Raw genomic sequence first — 21,426 nt, 5'->3', positions numbered from 1 at the left:
CTTTTTTCCCCATGCTGTGGTACGGCGGAGACCCGCGCCGCGCGTTCGCCTTGCGCCAGCTTCGGCAGGGGGCGGCTTCTGTCGCTGAGCGCTTGGCGTTCAGGTGCAATCCCAACGTATCCACCCCCATGGTTCAACTCTGAGCATTGCGGCGCGGCCGGTCGGGTGGCTGGTGGCAGTGTTTCTCGTCTGTGCTCCCGGTCAAGGCGCGATGTTGCTGTGTGTGTCTGGCGCGTGTCACAGAGTTTCTGCGGAGAAATAGTCGTTTTTTCCTTGATATTTCAAACGCGAAAGTTTTTCTTCAGCACCAAGATCAAAGGGGGCAGTCGTTCCGGTGGTATTTGAGGCTTCAAAGGCAAAGAGGGCCATTCTTATCCTTGGCATGCACCGCAGCGGCACGTCGGCGCTGACGCGGACCGTCAACCTTTTGGGCGCCGCGACGCCGCAGACGCTGATGGGCGCCACCTCGAACAATCTGCGCGGCCACTGGGAGTCGAAGCCGATCGTCGAATTGAACGATGAAATTCTCGCCGCGTGCGGTCACCGTTGGTATTCACGTCAGCCGATCTCTGTTTCGCCGGTCGATGTGGTGCGCTCCAAGGGCATGTGGCAGCGTCTGCGCGAGACGCTTGAGAGCGAGTTTGGCGACGCTTCCACCGTGGTGTTGAAGGACCCGCGCATCAGTCGCCTGGTGCCGCTGTATCGGCAGGTTCTCGACGAGGCCGGCTATGCAGTGGAAGCGGTGCTCACCTTGCGCAATCCGCTGGAGGTCGCGCAGTCGCTGGCGCGCCGTGACGGCATGGAGCCGCGCCGGGCGCTCGGCGTGTGGATGCGCTACACGCTGGATGCCGAGCACGGCACGCGCGGCATGCCTCGGGCGCTTGTGGTGTATGAGGAATTGCTGGCGGATTGGCGCGCCACGACCAGCCGCATGAAGCGTCAGCTTGGCGGATATTGGCCTGAGGTGTCGCCGCAGGCGGCCGCAGCCATTGACGAATTCCTCTCCCCTGAACTGCGCCACCATACGATCGACCTCCCCGGAGGTGGTATTGGCCGCGCGGCGATCGCCGGGTTGCTCTACCGCGACATGGCGCGCACACTCTCGGCGCAGCCATCGGCAGCTCCTGGGGCGGTTGCCGCAGCGCTCTCGAAGCTCATCCTTCTTACCGGTCGTTCGACCAGTGGGCGGGTCGTGCCATCCCCCGCGGGATGAGCCGCGACGCACTTGCCACCAGAGCCGCGCTCCCCTATAAGCCGCGCCATTCCGCACGCGGACTCGCGGCAGGGAGCCCTTTGTCACGACATGGCACAGGCTTCATGACCGCTCCGGTGTCGTCGCCGAATTCCTCGGCACGGCCATGTCCGCGGAGGCTCAACCGGATGAGAGACGACTATGGCGCTTCCTGACTTCACCATGCGCCAGCTCCTGGAAGCTGGCGTGCACTTCGGGCATCAGTCCCACCGCTGGAACCCGAAGATGGCTCCGTTCATCTTCGGCACCCGCAACAACATCCACATTCTCGACCTGGCCCAGACCGTGCCGGCGCTTCACCGCGCCCTGCAGGCGGTGTCCGACACCGTGGCCCGTGGCGGTCGCGTTCTGTTCGTCGGCACCAAGCGCCAGGCGGCCGATGCCGTGGCGGATGCCGCCAAGCGCTCGGCGCAGTATTATGTGAACTCCCGCTGGCTCGGCGGCATGCTGACCAACTGGAAGACCATTTCCCACTCCATCGCTCGCCTGAAGAAGCTCGAAGAGCTGCTCGCGGCCGGCGAGGGTGTCGGCTACACCAAGAAGGAGCGCCTGACGCTCCAGCGCGAGAAGGAAAAGCTCGATCGCGCGCTTGGCGGTATCCGTGACATGGGCGGCATTCCCGACCTGCTGTTCGTGATCGACACCAACAAGGAAGACCTCGCCGTCGCCGAGGCCCGCCGCCTCGGCATTCCGGTCGCGGCCATCCTCGACACCAATTGCGATCCGGACGGCATCGCCTTCCCGGTTCCCGGCAATGACGACGCCGGCCGCGCCATCAACCTCTATTGCGACCTGGTCGCCCGCGCCGCCATTGACGGCATCGGCCGCTCGCATGGTGATCTCGGCATCGACGTCGGCGCGGCCGAGGCCCCGCTGGTCGAAGACCTTCCGGCGGAGAGCGCCTGGACCAGCCTCGAAGCCCTCTCGGGCCCGCGCGGCATCGCCGATGACCTGAAGAAGCTCACCGGCGTGTCCCCGGCGATCGAGAAGCAGCTCACCGACCTTGGCATCTTCCACTTCTGGCAGATCGCCGGCCTCAATGCCGATGACGCTCACCGTCTCGGCGAAGAGGTGGGGCTGCCGGGCCGTGTCGATGGCTGGGTGGCGCAGGCCAAGGAGCTGACCGCCGAGGTCGAGTGACCCAGGCGTCTGCTTCGCGACGGCGTCACATTCCGGCGCCAAGCATTGTATCGCACGGCCGGCCCGGATTTCGTCCGGCCGGCCGTGTTGTCGATAGACACAGAGATTGTTGAGGAACGGAACATGGCCAACATCACCGCGGGCATGGTGAAGGAGCTGCGCGAGAAGACCGGCGCCGGCATGATGGACTGCAAGGCCGCGCTGACCGAGGTGGATGGCGACATCGAAGCCGCCATCGACTGGCTGCGCAAGAAGGGTCTCGCCAAGGCGGCCAAGAAGGCCGGGCGCGTCGCCGCCGAGGGCCTGATCGGCCTCGCCGTGTCGGGCACCACCGGTGTCGTCGTCGAAGTCAATTCCGAAACCGACTTCGTGGCGCGCAACGACCAGTTCCAGCAGCTCGTGCGCGACATCGCCACCGTCGCGCTGAGTGCGGAGGACGATGTCGAGGCGGTGAAGGCGGCGGCTTATCCGGCCGGCGGCACCGTCGCCGAGGCGATCAACAACGCGGTCGCCACCATCGGCGAGCACATGAATCTGCGCCGCTCCAAGAAGCTGGCGGTGTCGGCTGGCGCCATCGGCTCCTATGTCCATGGTTCGGTGGGCGAAGGCCTCGGCAAGATCGGCGTGCTGGTCGCGCTGGAGTCCGAAGGCAAGGCGGATGAGCTCGCCGCGCTCGGTCGCCAGATCGCCATGCATGTCGCGGCGGCCAACCCGCAGGCGCTCGATGCCGCCGGGATCGACGCTGACGTGATTGCCCGCGAGAAGGGCGTGCTCGCCGAGAAGGCCAAGGCCTCCGGCAAGCCCGACAACGTGGTCGAGAAGATTGTCGAGAGCGGCCTGAAGACCTTCTACAAGGAAGTAACGCTGGTCGAGCAGGCCTTCATCCACGATCCGTCCAAGACGGTCGCCCAGGCGGTGAAGGAGAGCGAAGGCAAGGTCGGCGCGCCGATCAAGCTGGTCGGCTTCGTCCGCTTCGGCCTCGGTGAGGGCGTCGAGAAGCAGGAAAGCGACTTCGCCGCCGAAGTCGCCGCCGCTGCCGGCGTCTGAGCGCGTTGTTACGTTGATAAGTCACGCCGGGCCGCCCACGGGCAGTCCGGCGTGTTTTACTGTGCGCGCCACCCCGAGTCGCGCCAAGCCAGAGGTGCCCCATGTCGATCCCCGAGCCGCACGGCGCTCTTTTCGAGCGCGTCCTGGTCAAGGTGTCCGGTGAGGCGCTGATGGGGAACGAAGCCTTCGGGCTGCACTGGCCGACCATCGAACGCATCGCCCAGGATCTCGTGGAGGCCCGCGCCACCGGGACCGAGATCGCCGTCGTCGTCGGCGGCGGCAACATTCTGCGCGGCGCCAGCGTCGCCGGGCAGGGACTTGACCGCGCCACGGCCGATCACATGGGCATGCTGGCCACGGTCATGAACGCACTGGCGCTGGAGAAGGCTGTGGAGAAGGCTGGCGTTCCCGCCCGCACCCTCTCCGCGATCCCGATGCCGACCATCTGCGAACCCTATGCCCGCCAGACCGCTTCGCGCCATCTCGGACGCGGGCGCGTGGTGCTGCTGGCCGGCGGCACCGGCAACCCCTATTTCACCACCGACACCGGCGCTGTGCTGCGCGCTGCCGAACTGGAATGCGACGCGGTGATGAAGGCGACGAATGTCGACGGCGTCTATACTGCCGATCCCAAGCATGATCCTTCCGCCCGGCGCTATGATCGTCTCACCCATGACGAGGCGCTGGCCAAAGATCTGAAGGTGATGGACGCTGCCGCCTTCGCGCTGGCACGGGAATCGAAGCTGCCGATCGTCGTGTTCTCGATCCGTGAGCCGGGGGCGATCGCTGCCGCCATTCGCGGGGAGGGGCGTTCGACGACGGTAGCGCCGTAGTTTTTGCCGTCGAATCGGCGCCCGGCACCCCCGCTAGGGGCGTCGTTGGCGGCTAACGCTTGCCATGGCAGTCGTTAGGTTGGATAAGCCGCCAACCGGCGCCCGTCGGCCTCGGGCCGGCTGTTGAATGAATGAGGTTCGAGATGAGCACTGGTCCGATCGACATTGCCGATATCAAGCGCCGCATGACCGGCGCGATCTCCGTTCTCAAGACCGAGCTTTCAGGCCTGCGCACCGGCCGGGCGTCGGCTAGCCTGCTGGAGCCGATCCAGGTGGACGCCTATGGCAGCCACATGCCGCTCAACCAGGTCGCCTCGGTCAATGTGCCGGAGCCGCGCCTGCTGTCGGTGCAGGTGTGGGACAGGGGCATGGTGGCGGCGGTCGAGAAGGCCATCCGAGAGTCCAATCTCGGCCTCAACCCGCAGACCGAGGGCCAGGTGCTGCGGGTGCGCATCCCCGAACTGACTCAGGATCGCCGCCAGGAACTGGTCAAGGTCGCGCATAAATATGCCGAAGCCGCGCGCGTGTCGGTCCGTCATGTGCGCCGCGACGGGCTCGATATCATCAAGAAGGCGGAAAAGGATGGCGAGATGAGCTCGGACGACCTGGACCGTCTCGCCGATCAGGTCCAGAAGGCGACGGATCAGTTTATTGCCGAGATCGACCAGGTCGTGGCCGCGAAGGAAAAGGAAATCCTCGCGGTTTGATCGACGGGCGCCAAAGGGGGCGCCATGGGGGGCTCCGTGAACATTGCAAGGCGCGGCGAGGCCTCAGCGGCCGCCATAGAGACGGACGGGGGCACGGTATCGTCGCTCCTGCGTGTGCCGCGCCACGTCGCCATCATCATGGACGGCAATGGCCGCTGGGCCAAAGGGCACGGCTTGCCGCGCTTTGAGGGGCACCGGCGCGGCGCGGAGGCTGTGCGCCGCACCGTCGCCGACGCCCGCGATCTCGGTATCGAGGCGCTGACCCTCTACAGCTTCTCCAGCGAAAACTGGTCGCGGCCGGAGCGGGAGATCGGCGAACTGATGGGGCTGCTCAAGCGCTTCATTCGTTCCGATCTCAAGGAACTGCATGCCAAGAACGTTCGTCTGCGCATCATCGGCGAGGGCCACCCCACCGACAGCGAGGTGCAGGCGCTGTTCGACGAAGCGCAGGCGCTAACCCGCGACAATACAGGGGTGTGCCTCACCGTGGCGTTCAACTATGGCGCGCGCGGCGAGATTGCCCGTGCTGCCCAGGCGCTGGCGCGGCAGGTGGCCGCCGGTGAATTGCGTGCCGAGGAGATCACGCCCGAGCGATTTGCCGGCGCGCTGGACACAGCGGGTTTGCCGCCGCTCGATTTGGTGATCCGCACCAGCGGCGAGCAGCGCCTGTCGAATTTCCTGCTGTGGCAGGCGGCCTATGCCGAGCTGGTGTTTCTTCCCGTGTTGTGGCCGGATTTCGATCGCGGCTGGCTGGAGCGGGCGCTCGACGAGTACCGCCTGCGCGAGCGTCGCTTTGGTGGCATCGACACCGCGGAAAGCTGAGCCCTTGCGCATCGGAGAGGATTTCCTGCCGCGCCTCGTCTCGGCTCTGGTACTTGGGCCGTTCGTCATGCTCGTCGCCATAGCGGGCGGGTGGGCGTTCAGCGCTCTGGTCGCGCTCTCGTCCGTGATCGTGCTATGGGAATGGCTGCGGATGATCGGCGCCAAGCCGCGCATGCCGCTTCTGGTCATCGGCGGCGCGACGCTGATCGTCGCGGTGCTGTTGCTCGCGATACGTCCGCCAGCGGCGTCCATCGGCATCGTGGTTCTCGGTGCCATTACCGCGGCGCTGGTGGCGCGCTCCAATCGCGAGCGACGGACATGGGCGCCGTTCGGCGTCGTCTACGCCGGGGCTCTGGCCCTGCCGACGCTGATCCTGCGCGAAGACGCCAGTTTCGGGCTGGTGAGTCTGGTATGGCTGCTGGCCGTTGTGTGGTCGACCGACATCGCCGCCTATTTTTGCGGGCGGCTCATTGGCGGTCCCAAGCTCTGGCCGCGCGTCAGCCCCAACAAGACCTGGGCGGGCTCGCTGGGAGGAGCGCTGTTCGGCATGCTGGCGGGAATGGGAACCCTGTTCCTGGCCGGGGTGGAGACGACGTTGCTGGCAGGCCCGGTTGCCCTGCTGGCGAGCTTTGCCAGCCAGGGCGGGGATCTCTTCGAATCGGCGATGAAGCGGCGGTTCGGGGTGAAGGATTCGAGCCATCTCATTCCCGGCCATGGCGGGTTGATGGACCGGCTCGACGGCTTCATCGCGGCGGCGGCGCTCATGCTGCTGATCGGGCTGATCCGGATGCCGGACGCGCCGGCGCGCGGCTTCCTCCTATGGTGAGGCGCCGGCGCGCCGCCACGTCGCACGCACATGCCACAATTTCCGGCGCCGCGCCGCATTTTACCCATGTTCGCCTTAAACGCTCGCTATGGAACAAGCAGCACGCCAGCCGGCGTGCGCGTCTGGGAAATCGCTGATGGACTTTCTTGCCTCGATGGGCGGCACTGCGGGCTGGCTGCTCGGCTATGTCGTGCCGTTTCTGTTCGTGCTGACGATCGTGGTGTTTTTCCACGAACTGGGGCATTTCTGGGTGGCCCGCCGCGCCGGGGTGAGGGTGGTGGCGTTCTCGATCGGCTTCGGGCCGGAGATCGCCGGTTTCAATGACCGCCACGGGACACGCTGGAAGCTCTCGGCGATTCCGCTCGGCGGCTATGTGAAGTTTCTCGGTGACGAGAACGCCGCCAGCGCCCCCGACCGTGGGGCGATCTCGCACATGAGCGAGACGGAGCGCCGCGAGAGCTTCTTCCACAAATCGGTCGGCGCCCGGGCGGCGATCGTAGCGGCGGGGCCGATCGCCAATTTCATCCTGGCCATCGTCATCTTCGCCGGCCTGTTCATGACGGTCGGTCGCCAGGTAACGACGCCCCAGGTCGACGCCGTGCAGGCTGGCAGCGCCGCCGAGCGGGCGGGCTTCCAGCCGAGCGACCTCATCCTCACCATCAATGGCAGCAAGATCGACTCGTTCGGCGACATGCAGCGTATCGTCAGCGCCAATGCCGGCGAGCCGCTCGCCATCGAGGTCGAGCGCGGCGGGCAGCGACTCACCCTTGAGGCGACTCCGGACCTGCGCGAAGTCACCGACACCTTCGGCAATGTTCATCGCATCGGCGTGCTGGGCATCTCGCGCGACACCGGGGGCGGGCAGGTCCGCACCGAACGATTCGGCCCGGTTCAGGCTGTCACCCAGGCGACGGCGGAGGTGTGGTTCATCGTCGACCGGACTTTCAGCTATCTCGGCGGCGTGGTGACCGGTCGCGAAAGGGCCGATCAGCTCGGCGGCCCGATCCGCATCGCGCAGGTGTCCGGGCAGGTGGCGACCTTCGGAATCGCCGCATTGCTGCAGCTCGCCGCCGTCCTGTCGGTGTCGATCGGACTTCTTAACCTCTTTCCTGTACCGCTACTCGACGGCGGACACCTGCTGTTCTACGCCATCGAGGCGCTGCGCGGCCGGCCGCTCAGCGAGCGGGCGCAGGAGGTCGGGTTCCGCATCGGTCTGGCGCTCGTGCTGATGTTGATGCTGTTTGCAACGTGGAACGATATTCTCAATATATCAAAATCTTGACGAGGATTCGGGACGGCGTTGCCAAGCGGCCACGCCGTCCGGAAAAGGTACGTAAAGCGGCAGGTCCGGTTTGCAGGCTCTGGAAAAGTCTGTATCAAACGGAGTGCAGGGTGAGGAGTGTCGCCGGGTGCGCGCCTTTGGGTGTGTCGGTGGTCGTCTCCCAGAACAACGGTAAGGTTGCGCACCAAATGGCTCGTTCCCGGTTCGTGAGTAGATTGGCGTCGGCAGTCGGCTTTGCCCTTCTTGTGGCGGTCGGCGGTGTTTCCGGTGCCGTCATGGCGCCCGGTGCGGCCATGGCTCAGTCGGCGAGTTCGATCGTCGTCGAAGGGAATCAGCGCGTCGACGCGGACACCATCCGCTCCTATTTCCAGACCTCGCCTGGCCAGTCGCTGACTCCGGCCAAGATCGACGAGGCGCTGAAGGCGCTTTACGCTACCGGGCTGTTTTCCGACGTTACCATCAGCAACCGCGGCGGGCGGATGGTGGTGACGGTCGTTGAGAACCAGGTGATCAACCGCGTCGCCTTCGAGGGCAACAAGAAGGTCAAGGACGACCAACTCGCGCTGGAAGTTCAGTCCAAGGCGCGCAGCCCGCTGTCCAAGACCACCGTGCAGGCCGACACGCAGCGCATCATCGACGTGTATCACCGCGCCGGCCGCTATGATGTGCGCGTCGTGCCGAAGGTGATCGAGCGTGGCCAGGGCCGCGTTGACCTCGTGTTCGAAATCACCGAAGGCGACAAGCTCGGCGTGGCCGAGATCAAGTTCGTCGGCAACAAGGCGTTTTCCGCCTACAAGCTGAAGGACGAGATCACCACCACCGAGACCAATTGGCTCTCCTGGCTCAAGAACAGCGACATTTACGATGTCGACCGCATCAACACCGACCAGGAACTGCTGCGCCGCTTCTATCTCAAGCACGGCTACGCCGATTTCCGCATCATCTCGGTGACGGCCGATCTCGATCGCCAGCGCGACGGCTTCATCCTGACCTATGTGATCGACGAAGGCCCGCAGTACCGCGTCGGCACCGTCGATGTCGTCTCCGGCATCAAGGATGTCGATATCAAGGATCTGCGCGCCGCCCTGCGCGTGGCGCCCGGCCAGGTCTACAATGCCGAGTTGGTCGAGAAGTCGGTGGAGAACGCGACCATCGAAGTCTCCAAGTCCGGCTATGCCTTCGCCCAGGTGCGGCCGCGTGGCGACCGTAACCTCGAGACTCGGACGATCTCGCTCGTGTTCGCCGTCGAGGAAGGTCCGCGCGTCTATGTCGAGCGGATCGAGATCCGCGGCAACACCCGCACCCGCGACTGGGTCATCCGGCGCGAGTTCGATTTCGCGGAAGGTGATGCCTATAACCGCGTGATGGTGGACCGGGCCGAGCGTCGCCTGCGCAATCTCGGCTACTTCAAGGATGTGAAGATCACCAATGAGCCCGGCACCGCGCCGGACCGCATCATCCTCGTGGTGACGGTCGAGGATCAGCCGACCGGCGAGTTCTCGGTCTCGGGTGGCTATTCCACCACGGACGGCTTCATCGGCGAAGTGGCGATCTCGGAGAAGAACTTCCTGGGTCGCGGCCAGTATGTCCGCCTTGCCGGCCAGCTTGGCGAGAATGTGCAGGGCGCCGATTTCAGCTTCACTGAACCCTATTTCCTCGACTACCGCATCGCCGCCGGCTTCGACCTGTTCTGGAAGACGACGACGGCGACCAGCTACAGCCAGTACGACACCGAGACCGCCGGCGGTACGTTGCGCGTCGCTCTGCCGCTCACCGACGAACTGACCCTCGGCCTGCGCTACATGCTGTCGCAGAAGGAGATTTCGGTCAGCTTCGAGGACGAGGTCTATAATGACGTGTCCTGGGCGCTGCTGGAGATCAACAATGAGTCGATCCTCACATCAGCGGTCGGCTACACGCTGTCCTACAACATGCTCGACAATAACCGTAACCCGTCCAACGGTTATCTCATCGAGTTGAAGCAGGACTTCGCCGGCCTTGGTGGCGACACCCAGTATATCCGCACTACCTTCGACGCCCGCTACTATATGCCGGTCGTCGGCGACGCGGTGCTGCTGCTGCGCGGCCAGGCGGGTAACGTCGCCTCCTGGGGCAATGAGGACCTGCGCATCACCGACAATTTCTTCAAGGGTCCCGATCTCGTCCGCGGCTTCGCCCCCAACGGCATCGGCCCGCGCGACCTTGCCTCCGGCTATTTTGGTCAGGACATGGATGCGCTCGGCGGCACGATGTTCTGGGGTGCGACGGCGGAAGTGCAGTTCCCGCTTTCCTTCCTGCCGAAGGATTTCGGTCTGAAGTTCGCGGTCTTCGCCGATGCCGGTTCGCTGTGGGACTACCAGGGCAACACCACCTTCCCGAATATTGCGGGCTGGAATTTGCCTGAGAACTACGTGGATTGCGGCGACTATCCCGGCTCTTCGAACAAGGGCAAGGCCAATGTCTGTGTCGCCGACAGCGACAGCGTCCGCTCCTCGGTCGGTGTCAGCCTGATCTGGGCCTCGCCCTTCGGTCCGCTGCGCTTCGACTATGCCTGGGCCCTGACCAAGGAATGGTATGACGAGGTTCAGGAGTTCCGCTTCAGCGGCGGCACCACCTTCTGATACATTCCACCTCATGAGATGCAGGGCGGTCCGGTCATCCGGGCCGCTCATGCGTTTGGGAAACGCCACGGCAGTCGACAGGCGGCGATGAACGATCCCTTCTTCCATCCGGTGCCGGCACCGCTTTCGCTGGCTGATATCGCGTCGCTCGTTAGCGCCGCGCAGCCGCTGCCGGCCGGGGCGGCCGCGGTGCGGATTTCCGGCGTCGCCGCGCTGGACGCCGCCGGACCGGCCGATCTCGCCTTCATGGACGGCGCCCGCCATGTCGCCGCGCTGCGCGAGACGCGGGCCGGCGCCTGCCTCATCAGCGAACGCTTCGCGCCGCACGTGCCCGCCACGACGGTGGCGCTGATCGTTGCCAAGCCGCACGGGGCCTTTGTCGCCGTCACCCGCCAGCTCTATGCCGGCAGCCTGCAGCCGGGTTCCATCTTTGGCCAGAGCGGCGTGGCTGCCGGTGCCATGGTGCATCCGCAGGCGCGACTTGAGGCGGAGGTGACGGTCGATCCCGGCGCGGTGGTCGGCGCCTGGGCCGAGATCGGCAGCGGCACGGTGGTTGCCGCCGGCGCTGTGATCGGGCAGGGGGTGCGCATCGGCCGGCACTGTTCGATCGGTGCCGGCGCCACGCTGCAGCACGCGCTGGTCGGCGATCGCGTCATCATCCATCCCGGCGCGCGGATCGGGCAGGACGGCTTCGGCTATGTCGGCGGCGCCCGGGGGCACGCCAAGATTCCGCAGATCGCCCGCGTGATCCTGCAGGACGATGTCGAGATCGGCGCCTCCACCACCATCGACCGCGGCGGTCTGCGCGACACCGTCATCGGCGAGGGCACCAAGATCGACAATCTGGTACAGATCGCGCACAACGTGGTCATCGGACGCCACTGCATCATTGTCTCCCAGGCCGGCATCGCCGGCAGCGCGACGCTGGGGGATTTCGTGATGCTGGGCGGGCAGGTCGGCGTGATCGGCCATGTCCAAATCGGTGATGGGGCGCGGATCGCCGCCACGAGCAATGTGAAGGACGACGTGCCGCCGGGAGTGGAATGGGGAGGCTCCCCGGCCAAGCCGATGCGCGACTGGTTCCGCGAGGTCATGGCGGTCCAGCGCCTCGGACGTGGCGAGAACGGCCGGCGGGGCGAAGACAAGGGGCAATGAGAGAATGGACGCACAGGTCGAAGCCGCAGCCGAAGCTACCGTGCTCGGCACCGCCGATATTCACCGCATCCTCGCGGCGCTGCCGCACCGCTATCCTTTCCTGATGGTCGATCGGATCATCGGCATTGACGGCGACCGGAAGGCGATCGGCATCAAGAATGTCTCGGCCAATGAGCCGCATTTCCAGGGCCATTTCCCGGAGAACCCGGTGATGCCGGGTGTGCTGATCCTCGAAGGCATGGCGCAGACGGCGGGCACGATCTGCCTGCTCAACCGGCCGGAGGACGGCGCGCCCTCGCTGGTCTATTTCATGACGATCGACAAGGCGAAGTTCCGCAAGCCCGTGGTGCCGGGCGACGTGCTCGAATATCACATGACGCAGATGAGCAAGCGGCGGAACATGTGGTGGTTCCGTGGCGAGGCCAAGGTCGACGGCCAGATGGTTGCCGAAGCGGAAGTGGGTGCCATGATCGCCCGCGAGGGAGGTAAATGAGCGTTTCCCCGGGGAAGATCGACCCGCTGGCGCGGGTCGAGGAAGGCGCCGTTCTCGGCGCGGGCGTCGAGATTGGTCCGTTCTGCGTCGTCGGGCCGCAGGTGGTGCTAGGCGACGGGGTCAAGCTGATCTCCCATGTCGCCGTGAGCGGTCGCACGACGATCGGCGAGGGCACCACGGTCTACCCCTTCGCCTCGCTCGGCTTCCCGCCGCAGTCGCTTGGCTATAAGGGTGAGGCGTCGCGGCTGGTGATCGGTCGCAATTGTCTGATCCGCGAGCATGTGACCATGAATACCGGCACTGCCGCCGGCCATATGGAAACGGTGGTGGGCGACAATTGCTTCTTCATGGTCAACGCCCATGTCGCGCATGACTGCATCGTCGGCAACCATGTGATCTTCGCCAATAATGCGACGCTCGCGGGCCATGTCAGCGTTGGCAACAACGTGTTTCTCGGCGGGCAGGCGGCGGTGCACCAGTTCGTGCGCATCGGTGACAATGCCATTGTCGGCGGCCTGTGCGGGCTGCAGCATGACCTCATCCCCTTCGGCGCGCTGATTTACGGCCGCAGCGGGCTGGGCGGTCTCAACATCATCGGGATGAAGCGGCGGGGGTTCTCCCGACCGCAGATCCATGCCCTGCGTGCGGCCTATCGCGAACTGTTCTATGCGGGCGGTACCCTGTCCGAGCGCGCCGCGCGCGTGGCCGAGGCCTATGCGGACGACGCCAATGTCATGCAGGTGGTCGATTTCGTGCGCAGCGGTGCCAAGCGCCGCCTGATCGTTCCCAGCGATGCGGCCGACCATGTCGCCGAACCTGACGCCGCCTGAGGCACCGTCCCGGGCGGCAGCGGAGGCGGCGCCGCTGGCGATCATCTGCGGCGGGGGAACCTTCCCGCTCGCGGTGGCCGAGGGTGCGCGTCGTGCCGGCCGCGAGGTAGTGCTCTTCCCGGTGCGCGGCTTTGCCGATGCGCCGCTTGAGGGTTGGCCGCATGTGTGGATTTCGCTCGGCCGCTTTGGCTTCCTCCGCAGCGAAATGCGCCGCCGGGGCTGCCGCGATGTGGTGTTCATCGGCAATGTGCTGCGTCCGCGCATTCGCGATCTGCGGCTCGACTGGGCGACGTTGCGACTCATGCCGCGCGTGCTTGGCCTGTTCCGGGGTGGCGACGATTTTTTGCTCACCGGCCTCGGGCGGCTGATGGAGGAGTCGGGCTTCCGCCTTGTCGGCGCGCATGAAGTGGCGCCGGAAATCCTCATGCCGGTCGGGCAGCTTGGCCGGGTGGCGCCCGATGCTGAGGCGCTCGCCGACATCGCCCGGGGGCGTGAAGCGCTTGCCGTGATGGGGCCGCTCGATATCGGGCAGGGGCTGGTGGTGATGCGCCGCCATGTCGTTGCGGTGGAGGCGGCGGAAGGCACGGATCTCATGCTGGCGCGTGTGGCGGAACTGCGCGCCAATGGGCGGGTCAAGCTGCCGTCCCGCTGCGGCGTCCTGGTGAAGTGTCCCAAGGCGGGGCAGGATCGGCGGATCGACCTGCCGTCCTTCGGGGCGCGCACCGTGGAGGGCGCGGCGCGGGCGGGGCTCGCCGGCATAGCCCTTGAGGCGGGTGGCGTCATCGTCGCCGACAGCGCGGAACTGATCCGGCTCGCCGATCAGGCTGGCCTGTTCATCCTCGGCTTCGAACGCGAGGACGGGGCGGTGCATGGCTAGTCGCACTCCGCTCAATATCTTCATCATTGCCGGAGAGGAATCGGGCGATGTGCTCGGTGCCGGGCTGATGGCGGAGCTGAAGGCGCTGCATCCGTCCGGGGTGCGCTTCCGGGGCGTCGGCGGCGTCCGCATGCAGGCTGAAGGGCTGGTGCCGCAATTCCCCATGGAGGAGATCACCGCCATGGGTTTCGCGCAGGTGGTCGCCGGGTTGCCGCGCATCCTGCGGCGCCTCGGCGAAACCGCGCGGGCGATCGTCGCGGGGGCACCGGATGTGCTCGTCCTGGTCGACGCGCCCGATTTCACCCATCGTGTCGCCCGCAAGGTGCGTGCTCGCCTGCCGGATCTTCCGATCGTCAAATATGTCGCGCCCACCGTCTGGGTCTGGCGTCCGGGGCGGGCGCGGGCCATGGCGCCCGATATCGACCGGGTGCTGGCGCTGCTGCCCTTTGAGCCGGCCGCCATGCACGAGCTCGGCGGCCCGCCGACGACCTATGTTGGCCACCCGCTGCTCGGCGAGCTTAACGCGCTGCGGCCGAATGCCGAGGAAGCCGCCCGCCGCGCCGCATCCCCGCCCGTGCTGCTGGTGCTACCCGGCAGCCGGCGCTCGGAGCTGGCGCGGCTCGGCGCCACCTTTGGTGAGGTGCTGGCGCGGCTGCGGGCAGAGCTTCCGGATGTCGAGCTCGTACTGCCGACGCTCCCGGCCCGGCGGGCGCAGGTCGAGGCGATGGTGGCGTCCTGGCCGGTGAAGCCGCGCATTCTGGTCGATGAGACGGAAAAGCGCGCCGCGTTCCGCGTTGCCAGGGCGGCGTTGGCGGCCTCCGGTACGGTGACGCTGGAATTGGCGCTGGCCGGTATTCCCACGGTCGCAGCCTATAAAGTGCCGTGGCTCGAAGGGCGGATCGCGCCCTTCATCATCCGGGTGAAGACGGCGATCCTGCCGAACCTGATCCTCGATGAACCGGCAATGCCGGAATATCTGCAATGGCATATCGACCCGCCCGCCATGGCGGCGCAACTGGCGCGGCTGATCGCCGGCGGGCCGGAGCGCGAGGCGCAACTCGCCGCCTTCGCGCGGCTCGATGCTGTCATGGGTGAGGGCGGCGATCCGCCGAGCCGGCGTGCCGCCCAGGCTGTGCTCGACACGCTGGCGGAGCGTCGCGGATCGAGGCAGAGAGCGCAGGCATAGAAAACCCCGCCTTCCGGGCCGGAAGGCGGGGTTTTCTTCGCTTGTCTCAGGGCCGGGGCGCCGCCGTCACTTGCGGCGGGCGATCGGCACGTAATCGCGCTGGGTGGCGCCGGTGTAGAGCTGACGCGGACGGCCGATGCGCTGGCTCGGATCCTCGATCATTTCCTTCCACTGGCCGATCCAGCCCACGGTGCGGGCGAGGGCGAACAGTACGGTGAACATGGAGGTGGGGAAGCCGAGGGCGCGCAGGGTGATGCCGGAGTAGAAGTCGATATTCGGGTAGAGCTTGCGCTCGACGAAATACTCGTCCTGCAGCGCGATGCGCTCCAGTTCCACCGCGATGTCGAGCAGCGGGTCGTCCTTGATGCCGAGTTCGCCGAGCACCTCGTGGCAGGTACGCTGCATGATCTTGGCGCGCGGATCGTAATTCTTGTAGACGCGATGACCGAAGCCCATCAGGCGGAACGGGTCGTTCTTGTCCTTGGCGCGGTTGATGAACTCGGGGATACGGTCCACCGAGCCGATCTCGCCGAGCATCTTCAGCGCCGCCTCATTGGCGCCGCCATGGGCGGGTCCCCACAGGCAGGCAATGCCGGCGGCGATGCAGGCGAAGGGGTTGGCACCCGACGAGCCGGCGAGGCGCACGGTGGAGGTCGAGGCGTTCTGCTCGTGGTCGGCGTGGAGGATGAAGATGCGGTCAATCGCGCGCGAGAGGATCGGGTTGACCTTGTACTCCTCGCAGGGAACCGAGAAGCACATGCGCAGGAAGTTCGAGGCGTAGTCGAGATCGTTCTTCGGGTACACGAAGGGCTGGCCGATCGAGTACTTATAGGCCATCGCCGCCAGGGTCGGGATCTTCGCGATCATGCGGATCGAGGCGATCATCCGCTGCTGCGGATCGGAAATGTCGGTCGAGTCGTGATAGAAGGCCGACAGGGCGCCCACTGAGGCCACCAGCACCGACATGGGATGTGCGTCGCGGCGGAAGCCGTGGAAGAAGCGGCTCATCTGCTCATGCACCATGGTGTGGCGCGTGACGCGGTAGTCGAAATCGGCCTTCTGGGCGGCGGTCGGCAGTTCGCCGTACAGCAGGAGATAGCAGGTTTCGAGGAAGTCGCTCTCGGCGAGCTGCTCGATGGGGTAGCCGCGGTAGAGGAGAATGCCCTCGTCGCCGTCAATATAGGTGATCTGGCTTTCGCAGGACGCGGTCGAGGTGAAGCCGGGATCGTAGGTGAACTTGCCCGTATGGGCATAGAGCTTGCCGATGTCGATCACGTCCGGCCCGATCGTGCCGTTCAGGATCGGAAGCTCCCAGCTCTCATCGCCAATGGTGAGCGTTGCGGATTTTGGCGCGTTGCTTTGGCTGGCGTCCATGCGGGTCTCCCTGAACCTAGGAACGGATCTGAAACGGATCGCGTCTTTGCGAGGGGCCGCGCCTGCCGTTTGGCGCTGTGCGTCGGAGACGGGGGATGTCTCGCTGCGGCCCATGATCAAAGTCGTAGCGGTTTCGTTCCGCCCTCGCAAGCGCAGCGAAAATGCTGCCGCACTGCGGCCGCACGGCTGGCGCGAAAGCGTTGCATGCCCGCTTCCGCCTTGTGCTAGAACAGGCGCTTACGCCGCTGCGCCGGCGCCAGTCTGGTCGGCGATCCGGGCCAGCGACTCCTCCCGGCCGAGCACGGCCAGCACGTCGAAAATGCCGGGCGACGTGGTCTTGCCGGTTACCGCCGCCCGCAGCGGTTGTGCCAGCATGCCGAGCTTGACGCCCTGCGCCTCGGCCACCGAGCGCACCGCCGCCTCCGTCGTGGCCGCAGTCCACTCCGTAACGGTAGCGAGCTGCGCCGCCGCAGCGGCCAGCAGACGGAGCGCCTCCTCGGTCAGCAGCGCTTGTGCCTTCTCCTCAAGCGGGAGAGGGCGAGCGCGCCAGATATAGGCTGCATTTTCAACGAGTTCGAGTAGAGTTTTGGCCCGTTCCTTCAGCCCGGGCATGGCCGCCAGGAGCTGGGCGCGCCGTTCGGGCGTCAGGCCAGCCGCGATGGCGGGGCCGTCGGGGATATGCGGCAGGAGTGCGTCGATGGCCTGCATCAGCTCGGCATCGGGAGTCGAGCGAATATAGAGGCCGTTAATATTCTCCAGCTTGGCAAAATCGAAGCGCGCGGCCGAGCGGCCGACGCGGTCGAGATCGAACAGGCGGGCCATTTCCTCGGTGGAGAAAATCTCCTGGTCGCCATGGCTCCAGCCAAGGCGCACGAGATAGTTGCGTAGCGCCGCCGGAAGATAGCCCATGGCGCGATAGGCATCGACGCCCAGCGCGCCGTGGCGCTTGGAGAGCTTGGCGCCGTCCGGGCCGTGGATCAGCGGGATATGTGCCATCTTCGGCACCTCCCAGCCCAGCGCATGGTAGATCTGCGTCTGGCGCGCAGCATTGGTCAAATGGTCGTCGCCACGGATGATGTGGGTGACGTTCATATCGTGATCGTCGACCACCACCGAAAGCATATAGGTCGGGGTACCATCGGAGCGTAGCAGGACGAGGTCGTCGAGATCCTTGTTGGGAATGACGACACGTCCCTGGACGAGATCGTCGATGACCGTCTCGCCCTCGGTCGGCGCCTTCAGGCGGAACACCGGCGCGCGGTCGGGCGGGGCCTCGGAAGGGTCACGGTCGCGCCAGCGGCCGTCGTAACGTGGCGGGCGCCCCTCCTTGCGCGCTGTCTCGCGCATCTCCTCCAGTTCCGCCGCACTGGCGTAGCAGGGGTAAGCGCGGCCGGCAGCGATCATCTGTTCCACCGCCGCGCGGTGCCGCTCGGCGCGGGCGAACTGGTAGATCACCTCGCCCGACCAGTCGATGCCGAGCCAGCTAAGCCCGTCGATGATGGCGTCGATCGCTTCCGGCGTAGAGCGCTGGCGGTCCGTGTCCTCAATGCGCAGCAGCATCTTGCCGCCTTTGGCGCGCGCATAGAGCCAGTTGAACAGCGCGGTGCGCGCGCCGCCAATATGCAGGAAGCCGGTGGGCGAGGGGGCGAAGCGGGTAACGACGGTCTCGGACATTTCTCTTCCGTCTGCGCCGGAGGGACGGCGTCGAAGCATGGCGGGCGCGGAGCGTGCGTGTACCATAGGTGTGCGATGCGGGAAAAGCGGGCCTTTCGCGCGGTTCGGCGGGGCTAACAGCCGGATCGTCGGGGAGAAGGGGAGCACATCGCAACGGGCGCAGGGGCGTCGGGGCATGCACGGGCCGCCGCAGCAGGGACCGGATGACGCGCCGCGCCGGCGGGCTCGGGCGGCGGCGCTCGGGCCGGCGCATCCGCGCGGGAGGTTCGTTACCGATCTCCAGCCCGAACACCTGTTCGCTGTGGCGTTGGGGCGACTTTCGGCGGGTCTGGCGGCGGCGCTGGCGCGCGAGCTCGACGACCGGCGCGGCTTCCTGTACCTGCCCATCGGCTTTGCCTCCGGCGCAGCGCTGTATTTCGCCGCGCCTGATGAGCCGATGGCCTATGCCGGCTGGCTGCCAGTCATCGGCTTCGCCGGCCTCGCCTTTCTGGCGCGGGCGCGGCCCGTCGCCTTTCACCTGCTCGCGCTCCTTGCCGTGCTATCGGCCGGCTTCGCCGTGGCGGCGCTGCAGGTGCGTCTGATGGCGCATCCGGTCCTGGGAACGACGCTGAATGCGGTCGCGGTGAGCGGCTATGTCGAGGCGGTGGAATTGCGGCCGCGTGGCAGCCGTATGACGCTTGCGGTGACGCGGCTGGAGCGTGCGCACGGCGATCCGCTCACGCGGGTGCGCGTGACGCTTGCCGGGCGTGATCCGCCGGCGGTCGGTAGCCATGTGAGCCTGCGGGCGACGCTGGAGCCTCCGCCCGGCCCGGCCTATCCCGGCGGGTTTGATTTCGGGCGGGCGATCTGGCTCGATGGCATTGGCGCCACCGGTTATGCGCTCGGGCGGCCGCAACTCTCCCCCGCTCTCGGCCCGCCGCCGGCGGGGCTGGCGCTCACCACCTGGCTCGATCGCACGCGCCGGGCCATCGCCGCCCGCATCCGCGCGGCGCTGCCCGGGGAAGAGGGTGGGGTGGCCGTGGCGCTGGTGACCGGCCTGCGCGACACGGTGCCGGAGGCGATTGAGGAGAGCATGCGCGTCTCCGGCCTGTCGCATGTGCTGTCCATTTCGGGTTTGCACATGGCGCTGGTCGCCAGCACCGTGTTCTTCCTCGCCCGCGCGCTGCTGGCTCTGCTGCCGGAACTGGCACTTTATCGACCCATCAAGGCCTGGGCAGCGCTGCCGGCCATGGCGTCGGCGAGTTTCTATCTTCTGCTGTCCGGCGCCGAGGTGGCGACCCAGCGCGCCTATGTGATGACGCTGCTCGTGCTGGCGGGAATCGTGCTCGGCCGCCCGGCGCTGACGCTGCGGACGCTCGCCGTGGCGGCGCTGGGCCTGCTCATCCTCTCGCCCCGCGCGGTGCTCGACCCAGGGGCGCAAATGTCCTTCGCGGCCACGCTGGGGCTCGTCGCGGCCTATGAGCGCTTCGGCTTTCTCTTCACGCTTGCGCCGGCCAAGGCGGGCCGCTGGCTCAGCGTGCCGGGGCGCTATATCGCCGGGCTGGTGCTGGCCTCGCTGGCGGCGGGGCTTGCGACAGCGCCCTATGCCGCTTACCACTTCCAACGCCTCGCCCCGCTCAGTCTGCTGGCCAATCTTGGCGCCATGCCGGTGGTCTCGTTCATCGTCATGCCCGCCGGGCTTGCCGGGGCGGTGCTGATGCCGTTCGGTTGGGACGATCCGGCCTGGCGGCTGATGGGGTGGGGCCTTGCCCGCATGCGCGACATCTCCGATCTGGTCGCCGCGCTGCCCGGCGCGGATCGCGGCGTGCCGGCGATGCCGGCCGCCAGCCTCATCGTCATCAGCCTCGCACTCGTGGTGCTCTGCCTCGCCCGCACCCGGCTGGTCGCGCTGGCGCCGGTACTTGCGCTTGCCGGCCTCGCCATCGCGTCCATGGCGCCGCGGCCCGATCTCTTTGTCGATGCCGAGGCACGGACCGTGGCGGTGCGTGGCCGCGACGGAGTCCTCGCCTTCATGGGCGACCGTGACCGCGGGGTCGACCGGCGCTTCGCGGTGGAGCAATGGCTGGGCGCGGATGGGGCGAGATCGCGCTTCGGCAGCCGGGACCTGACAACCGCCGCGGCCTGCGATCCGCTCGGCTGCACGCTGCCTCTGCCGGACGGGCGGCTGGTGGCTCTGTCCCGTGACCGGGAGTCGCTGGAGGATGATTGTCGCTTGGCTGCCGTGCTGGTGACGCCTTTCGCACCGCCGCTCGACTGCCCGGCGACAATCATCTACCGCGACGCGCGCATGTCTCCCGGCGCCGTCGCCGGCACGCTGCGGCAGGATGGAAGCCTTGCCCTGATAACGGCGCGCCGGTCACCGGGCACACGGCCATGGGAGCCCGCCGCCGTGCCTCCGCCATCGCCATCGCCACTCTCGCGACGGGGCGCGACACCCGGGGCGGGCGGTCGGGACGATACAGGCCGCACCATCTCCTCGCCGCTTGGGACGTTTGCGGGGTCACCGACGGGTCTCCCGGTCCCTTCTGACGTCAGCGAGCGCGTGCCTGCCTTCGACCCGGAGACTGCAGCACCCGGGGACGACCCTCAATAGCGGCGGAAAAGCCCGACCAGCTTGCCTTGGATACGCACCCGATCCGGACCGAAAATGCGCGTCTCATAGGCCGGGTTTGCCGCCTCCAGCGCGATCGAGGCGCCCTTGCGGCGCAGGCGCTTCAGCGTGGCTTCCTCATCGTCGATCAGCGCGACGACAATCTCGCCCGTGCTGGCGGCGTCGCATTTGCGGATCAGTGCCAGGTCGCCGTCGAGAATGCCTGCTTCGACCATCGAATCGCCGCGCACTTCCAACGCGAAATGCTCGCCACCCGACAGCATTTCCGGCGGCATGCTGATCGTGTGGTCGCGCGACTGGATCGCGGAGATCGGCGTGCCGGCGGCGATCCGGCCCATGACCGGGATCGGCACCACGCGGCGCTCGGAATCCTCGTCCGATACCGGCCGCACCTTGCCGAGACTGCCTTCGATGACATTGGGCGAAAAGGTGCGGGCCAGCCTCGGGGGCTGGGTGTCCTCCGGCAGGCGCACAACCTCCAGCGCCCTTGCCCGGTTCGGCAGGCGGCGGATGAAGCCGCGCTCTTCCAGCGCGGTGATCAGCCGGTGAATCCCTGACTTGGAGCGCAGGTCCAGCGCCTCTTTCATCTCCTCAAAGGATGGGGGCACGCCATCGCGCTGGAGGCGTTCATTGATGAACAGAAGCAGCTCATGCTGTTTGCGGGTGAGCATCGAGAGAACCCCGTCTGCCGGGCCG

Annotated in this window: 19 protein-coding genes; 15 read left to right on the top strand and 4 right to left on the bottom strand. The window is 66.8% G+C overall.

Features of this window, described 5'->3' with window-relative positions; translation table 11 throughout:
* Positions 1-237: 237 nt before the first annotated feature.
* The gene (locus tag AAC979_RS08525; protein WP_371346406.1) at positions 238-369 is read right to left on the bottom strand and encodes a hypothetical protein; all 132 of its coding nucleotides are present in this window, start codon (positions 367-369) and stop codon (positions 238-240) included.
* A 13-nt stretch (positions 370-382) separates the two neighbouring features.
* Here AAC979_RS08525 and AAC979_RS08520 point away from each other — a divergent pair, with 13 nt between their 5' ends.
* The 14 genes from AAC979_RS08520 (at position 383) to lpxB (ending at position 15,071) form a co-directional block, all read left to right on the top strand.
* Positions 383-1,213, top strand: a complete 831-nt coding sequence (locus tag AAC979_RS08520) for a sulfotransferase family protein (protein ID WP_371346404.1) — start codon at positions 383-385, stop codon at positions 1,211-1,213.
* A 180-nt stretch (positions 1,214-1,393) separates the two neighbouring features.
* Entirely contained in the window at positions 1,394-2,392 is a 999-nt protein-coding gene (locus AAC979_RS08515) for a 30S ribosomal protein S2 (protein WP_371346403.1), read from the top strand.
* Positions 2,393-2,515: 123 nt separating this feature from the next.
* Complete coding sequence (gene tsf, locus AAC979_RS08510; protein ID WP_371346402.1) at positions 2,516-3,439, top strand: translation elongation factor Ts; 924 nt, start codon at positions 2,516-2,518, stop codon at positions 3,437-3,439.
* 101 nt (positions 3,440-3,540) lie between these two features.
* The gene (gene pyrH, locus AAC979_RS08505) at positions 3,541-4,272 is read left to right on the top strand and encodes a UMP kinase (RefSeq protein ID WP_371346401.1); all 732 of its coding nucleotides are present in this window, start codon (positions 3,541-3,543) and stop codon (positions 4,270-4,272) included.
* A gap of 143 nt (positions 4,273-4,415) precedes the next feature.
* Positions 4,416-4,979 (top strand): ribosome recycling factor, encoded by a 564-nt coding sequence (gene frr, locus AAC979_RS08500; RefSeq protein ID WP_371346399.1) that lies wholly within the window; start codon positions 4,416-4,418, stop codon positions 4,977-4,979.
* A 24-nt stretch (positions 4,980-5,003) separates the two neighbouring features.
* Complete coding sequence (locus AAC979_RS08495; protein WP_371346398.1) at positions 5,004-5,801, top strand: isoprenyl transferase; 798 nt, start codon at positions 5,004-5,006, stop codon at positions 5,799-5,801.
* 4 nt (positions 5,802-5,805) lie between these two features.
* Entirely contained in the window at positions 5,806-6,627 is an 822-nt protein-coding gene (locus AAC979_RS08490) for a phosphatidate cytidylyltransferase (RefSeq protein ID WP_371346396.1), read from the top strand.
* A 136-nt stretch (positions 6,628-6,763) separates the two neighbouring features.
* On the top strand, positions 6,764-7,909 hold the full coding sequence (gene rseP, locus AAC979_RS08485; protein WP_371346394.1) for an RIP metalloprotease RseP: 1,146 nt from the start codon (positions 6,764-6,766) through the stop codon (positions 7,907-7,909).
* Positions 7,910-8,097: 188 nt separating this feature from the next.
* A complete protein-coding gene (gene bamA, locus AAC979_RS08480; RefSeq protein ID WP_371346393.1) occupies positions 8,098-10,530 on the top strand; it encodes an outer membrane protein assembly factor BamA in 2,433 nt (810 codons plus the stop codon).
* An 87-nt stretch (positions 10,531-10,617) separates the two neighbouring features.
* Positions 10,618-11,685, top strand: a complete 1,068-nt coding sequence (lpxD, locus tag AAC979_RS08475) for a UDP-3-O-(3-hydroxymyristoyl)glucosamine N-acyltransferase (RefSeq protein WP_371346391.1) — start codon at positions 10,618-10,620, stop codon at positions 11,683-11,685.
* 4 nt (positions 11,686-11,689) lie between these two features.
* Positions 11,690-12,178, top strand: a complete 489-nt coding sequence (gene fabZ, locus AAC979_RS08470; protein WP_371346389.1) for a 3-hydroxyacyl-ACP dehydratase FabZ — start codon at positions 11,690-11,692, stop codon at positions 12,176-12,178.
* Positions 12,175-13,008 (top strand): acyl-ACP--UDP-N-acetylglucosamine O-acyltransferase, encoded by an 834-nt coding sequence (lpxA, locus tag AAC979_RS08465; protein WP_371346388.1) that lies wholly within the window; start codon positions 12,175-12,177, stop codon positions 13,006-13,008. Before fabZ ends, lpxA begins: the two co-directional genes overlap by 4 nt.
* Entirely contained in the window at positions 12,983-13,885 is a 903-nt protein-coding gene (locus AAC979_RS08460; RefSeq protein WP_371346386.1) for an LpxI family protein, read from the top strand. The genes lpxA and AAC979_RS08460 overlap by 26 nt, the downstream gene beginning before the upstream one ends.
* Positions 13,878-15,071, top strand: a complete 1,194-nt coding sequence (gene lpxB, locus AAC979_RS08455; protein ID WP_371346384.1) for a lipid-A-disaccharide synthase — start codon at positions 13,878-13,880, stop codon at positions 15,069-15,071. Before AAC979_RS08460 ends, lpxB begins: the two co-directional genes overlap by 8 nt.
* 66 nt (positions 15,072-15,137) lie before the next feature.
* Here lpxB and gltA read toward each other — a convergent pair whose 3' ends face one another.
* Both gltA and gltX read right to left on the bottom strand, forming a co-directional pair.
* Entirely contained in the window at positions 15,138-16,445 is a 1,308-nt protein-coding gene (gltA, locus tag AAC979_RS08450; protein ID WP_371346382.1) for a citrate synthase, read from the bottom strand.
* A 237-nt stretch (positions 16,446-16,682) separates the two neighbouring features.
* Positions 16,683-18,119, bottom strand: a complete 1,437-nt coding sequence (gene gltX, locus AAC979_RS08445; protein ID WP_371346381.1) for a glutamate--tRNA ligase — start codon at positions 18,117-18,119, stop codon at positions 16,683-16,685.
* Between the two features lie 175 nt (positions 18,120-18,294).
* Here gltX and AAC979_RS08440 point away from each other — a divergent pair, with 175 nt between their 5' ends.
* Positions 18,295-20,712 (top strand): ComEC/Rec2 family competence protein, encoded by a 2,418-nt coding sequence (locus AAC979_RS08440; RefSeq protein WP_371346380.1) that lies wholly within the window; start codon positions 18,295-18,297, stop codon positions 20,710-20,712.
* Here AAC979_RS08440 and lexA read toward each other — a convergent pair.
* On the bottom strand, positions 20,706-21,401 hold the full coding sequence (lexA, locus tag AAC979_RS08435; protein ID WP_371346378.1) for a transcriptional repressor LexA: 696 nt from the start codon (positions 21,399-21,401) through the stop codon (positions 20,706-20,708). The genes AAC979_RS08440 and lexA overlap by 7 nt on opposite strands.
* Positions 21,402-21,426 lie beyond the last annotated feature (25 nt).

Origin of the sequence: Ancylobacter sp. IITR112 (assembly GCF_041415945.1) — a bacterium.
GTDB lineage: Bacteria > Pseudomonadota > Alphaproteobacteria > Rhizobiales > Xanthobacteraceae > Ancylobacter.
Note: the sequence above shows the minus strand (reverse complement) of the source record. Positions and strands in the feature narration are given on the sequence as shown.

What these genes read in the sequence shown, in the direction of transcription:
- AAC979_RS08525 (WP_371346406.1), bottom strand. Translation starts at nt 369, where the DNA reads ATGGCCCTCTTTGCCTTTGAAGCCTCAAATACCACCGGAACGACTGCC.
- AAC979_RS08520 (WP_371346404.1), top strand. Translation starts at nt 383, where the DNA reads ATGCACCGCAGCGGCACGTCGGCGCTGACGCGGACCGTCAACCTTTTG.
- AAC979_RS08515 (WP_371346403.1), top strand. Translation starts at nt 1,394, where the DNA reads ATGGCGCTTCCTGACTTCACCATGCGCCAGCTCCTGGAAGCTGGCGTG.
- tsf (WP_371346402.1), top strand. Translation starts at nt 2,516, where the DNA reads ATGGCCAACATCACCGCGGGCATGGTGAAGGAGCTGCGCGAGAAGACC.
- pyrH (WP_371346401.1), top strand. Translation starts at nt 3,541, where the DNA reads ATGTCGATCCCCGAGCCGCACGGCGCTCTTTTCGAGCGCGTCCTGGTC.
- frr (WP_371346399.1), top strand. Translation starts at nt 4,416, where the DNA reads ATGAGCACTGGTCCGATCGACATTGCCGATATCAAGCGCCGCATGACC.
- AAC979_RS08495 (WP_371346398.1), top strand. Translation starts at nt 5,004, where the DNA reads ATGGGGGGCTCCGTGAACATTGCAAGGCGCGGCGAGGCCTCAGCGGCC.
- rseP (WP_371346394.1), top strand. Translation starts at nt 6,764, where the DNA reads ATGGACTTTCTTGCCTCGATGGGCGGCACTGCGGGCTGGCTGCTCGGC.
- bamA (WP_371346393.1), top strand. Translation starts at nt 8,098, where the DNA reads ATGGCTCGTTCCCGGTTCGTGAGTAGATTGGCGTCGGCAGTCGGCTTT.
- lpxD (WP_371346391.1), top strand. Translation starts at nt 10,618, where the DNA reads ATGAACGATCCCTTCTTCCATCCGGTGCCGGCACCGCTTTCGCTGGCT.
- fabZ (WP_371346389.1), top strand. Translation starts at nt 11,690, where the DNA reads ATGGACGCACAGGTCGAAGCCGCAGCCGAAGCTACCGTGCTCGGCACC.
- lpxA (WP_371346388.1), top strand. Translation starts at nt 12,175, where the DNA reads ATGAGCGTTTCCCCGGGGAAGATCGACCCGCTGGCGCGGGTCGAGGAA.
- AAC979_RS08460 (WP_371346386.1), top strand. Translation starts at nt 12,983, where the DNA reads ATGTCGCCGAACCTGACGCCGCCTGAGGCACCGTCCCGGGCGGCAGCG.
- lpxB (WP_371346384.1), top strand. Translation starts at nt 13,878, where the DNA reads ATGGCTAGTCGCACTCCGCTCAATATCTTCATCATTGCCGGAGAGGAA.
- gltA (WP_371346382.1), bottom strand. Translation starts at nt 16,445, where the DNA reads ATGGACGCCAGCCAAAGCAACGCGCCAAAATCCGCAACGCTCACCATT.
- gltX (WP_371346381.1), bottom strand. Translation starts at nt 18,119, where the DNA reads ATGTCCGAGACCGTCGTTACCCGCTTCGCCCCCTCGCCCACCGGCTTC.
- AAC979_RS08440 (WP_371346380.1), top strand. Translation starts at nt 18,295, where the DNA reads ATGCACGGGCCGCCGCAGCAGGGACCGGATGACGCGCCGCGCCGGCGG.
- lexA (WP_371346378.1), bottom strand. Translation starts at nt 21,401, where the DNA reads ATGCTCACCCGCAAACAGCATGAGCTGCTTCTGTTCATCAATGAACGC.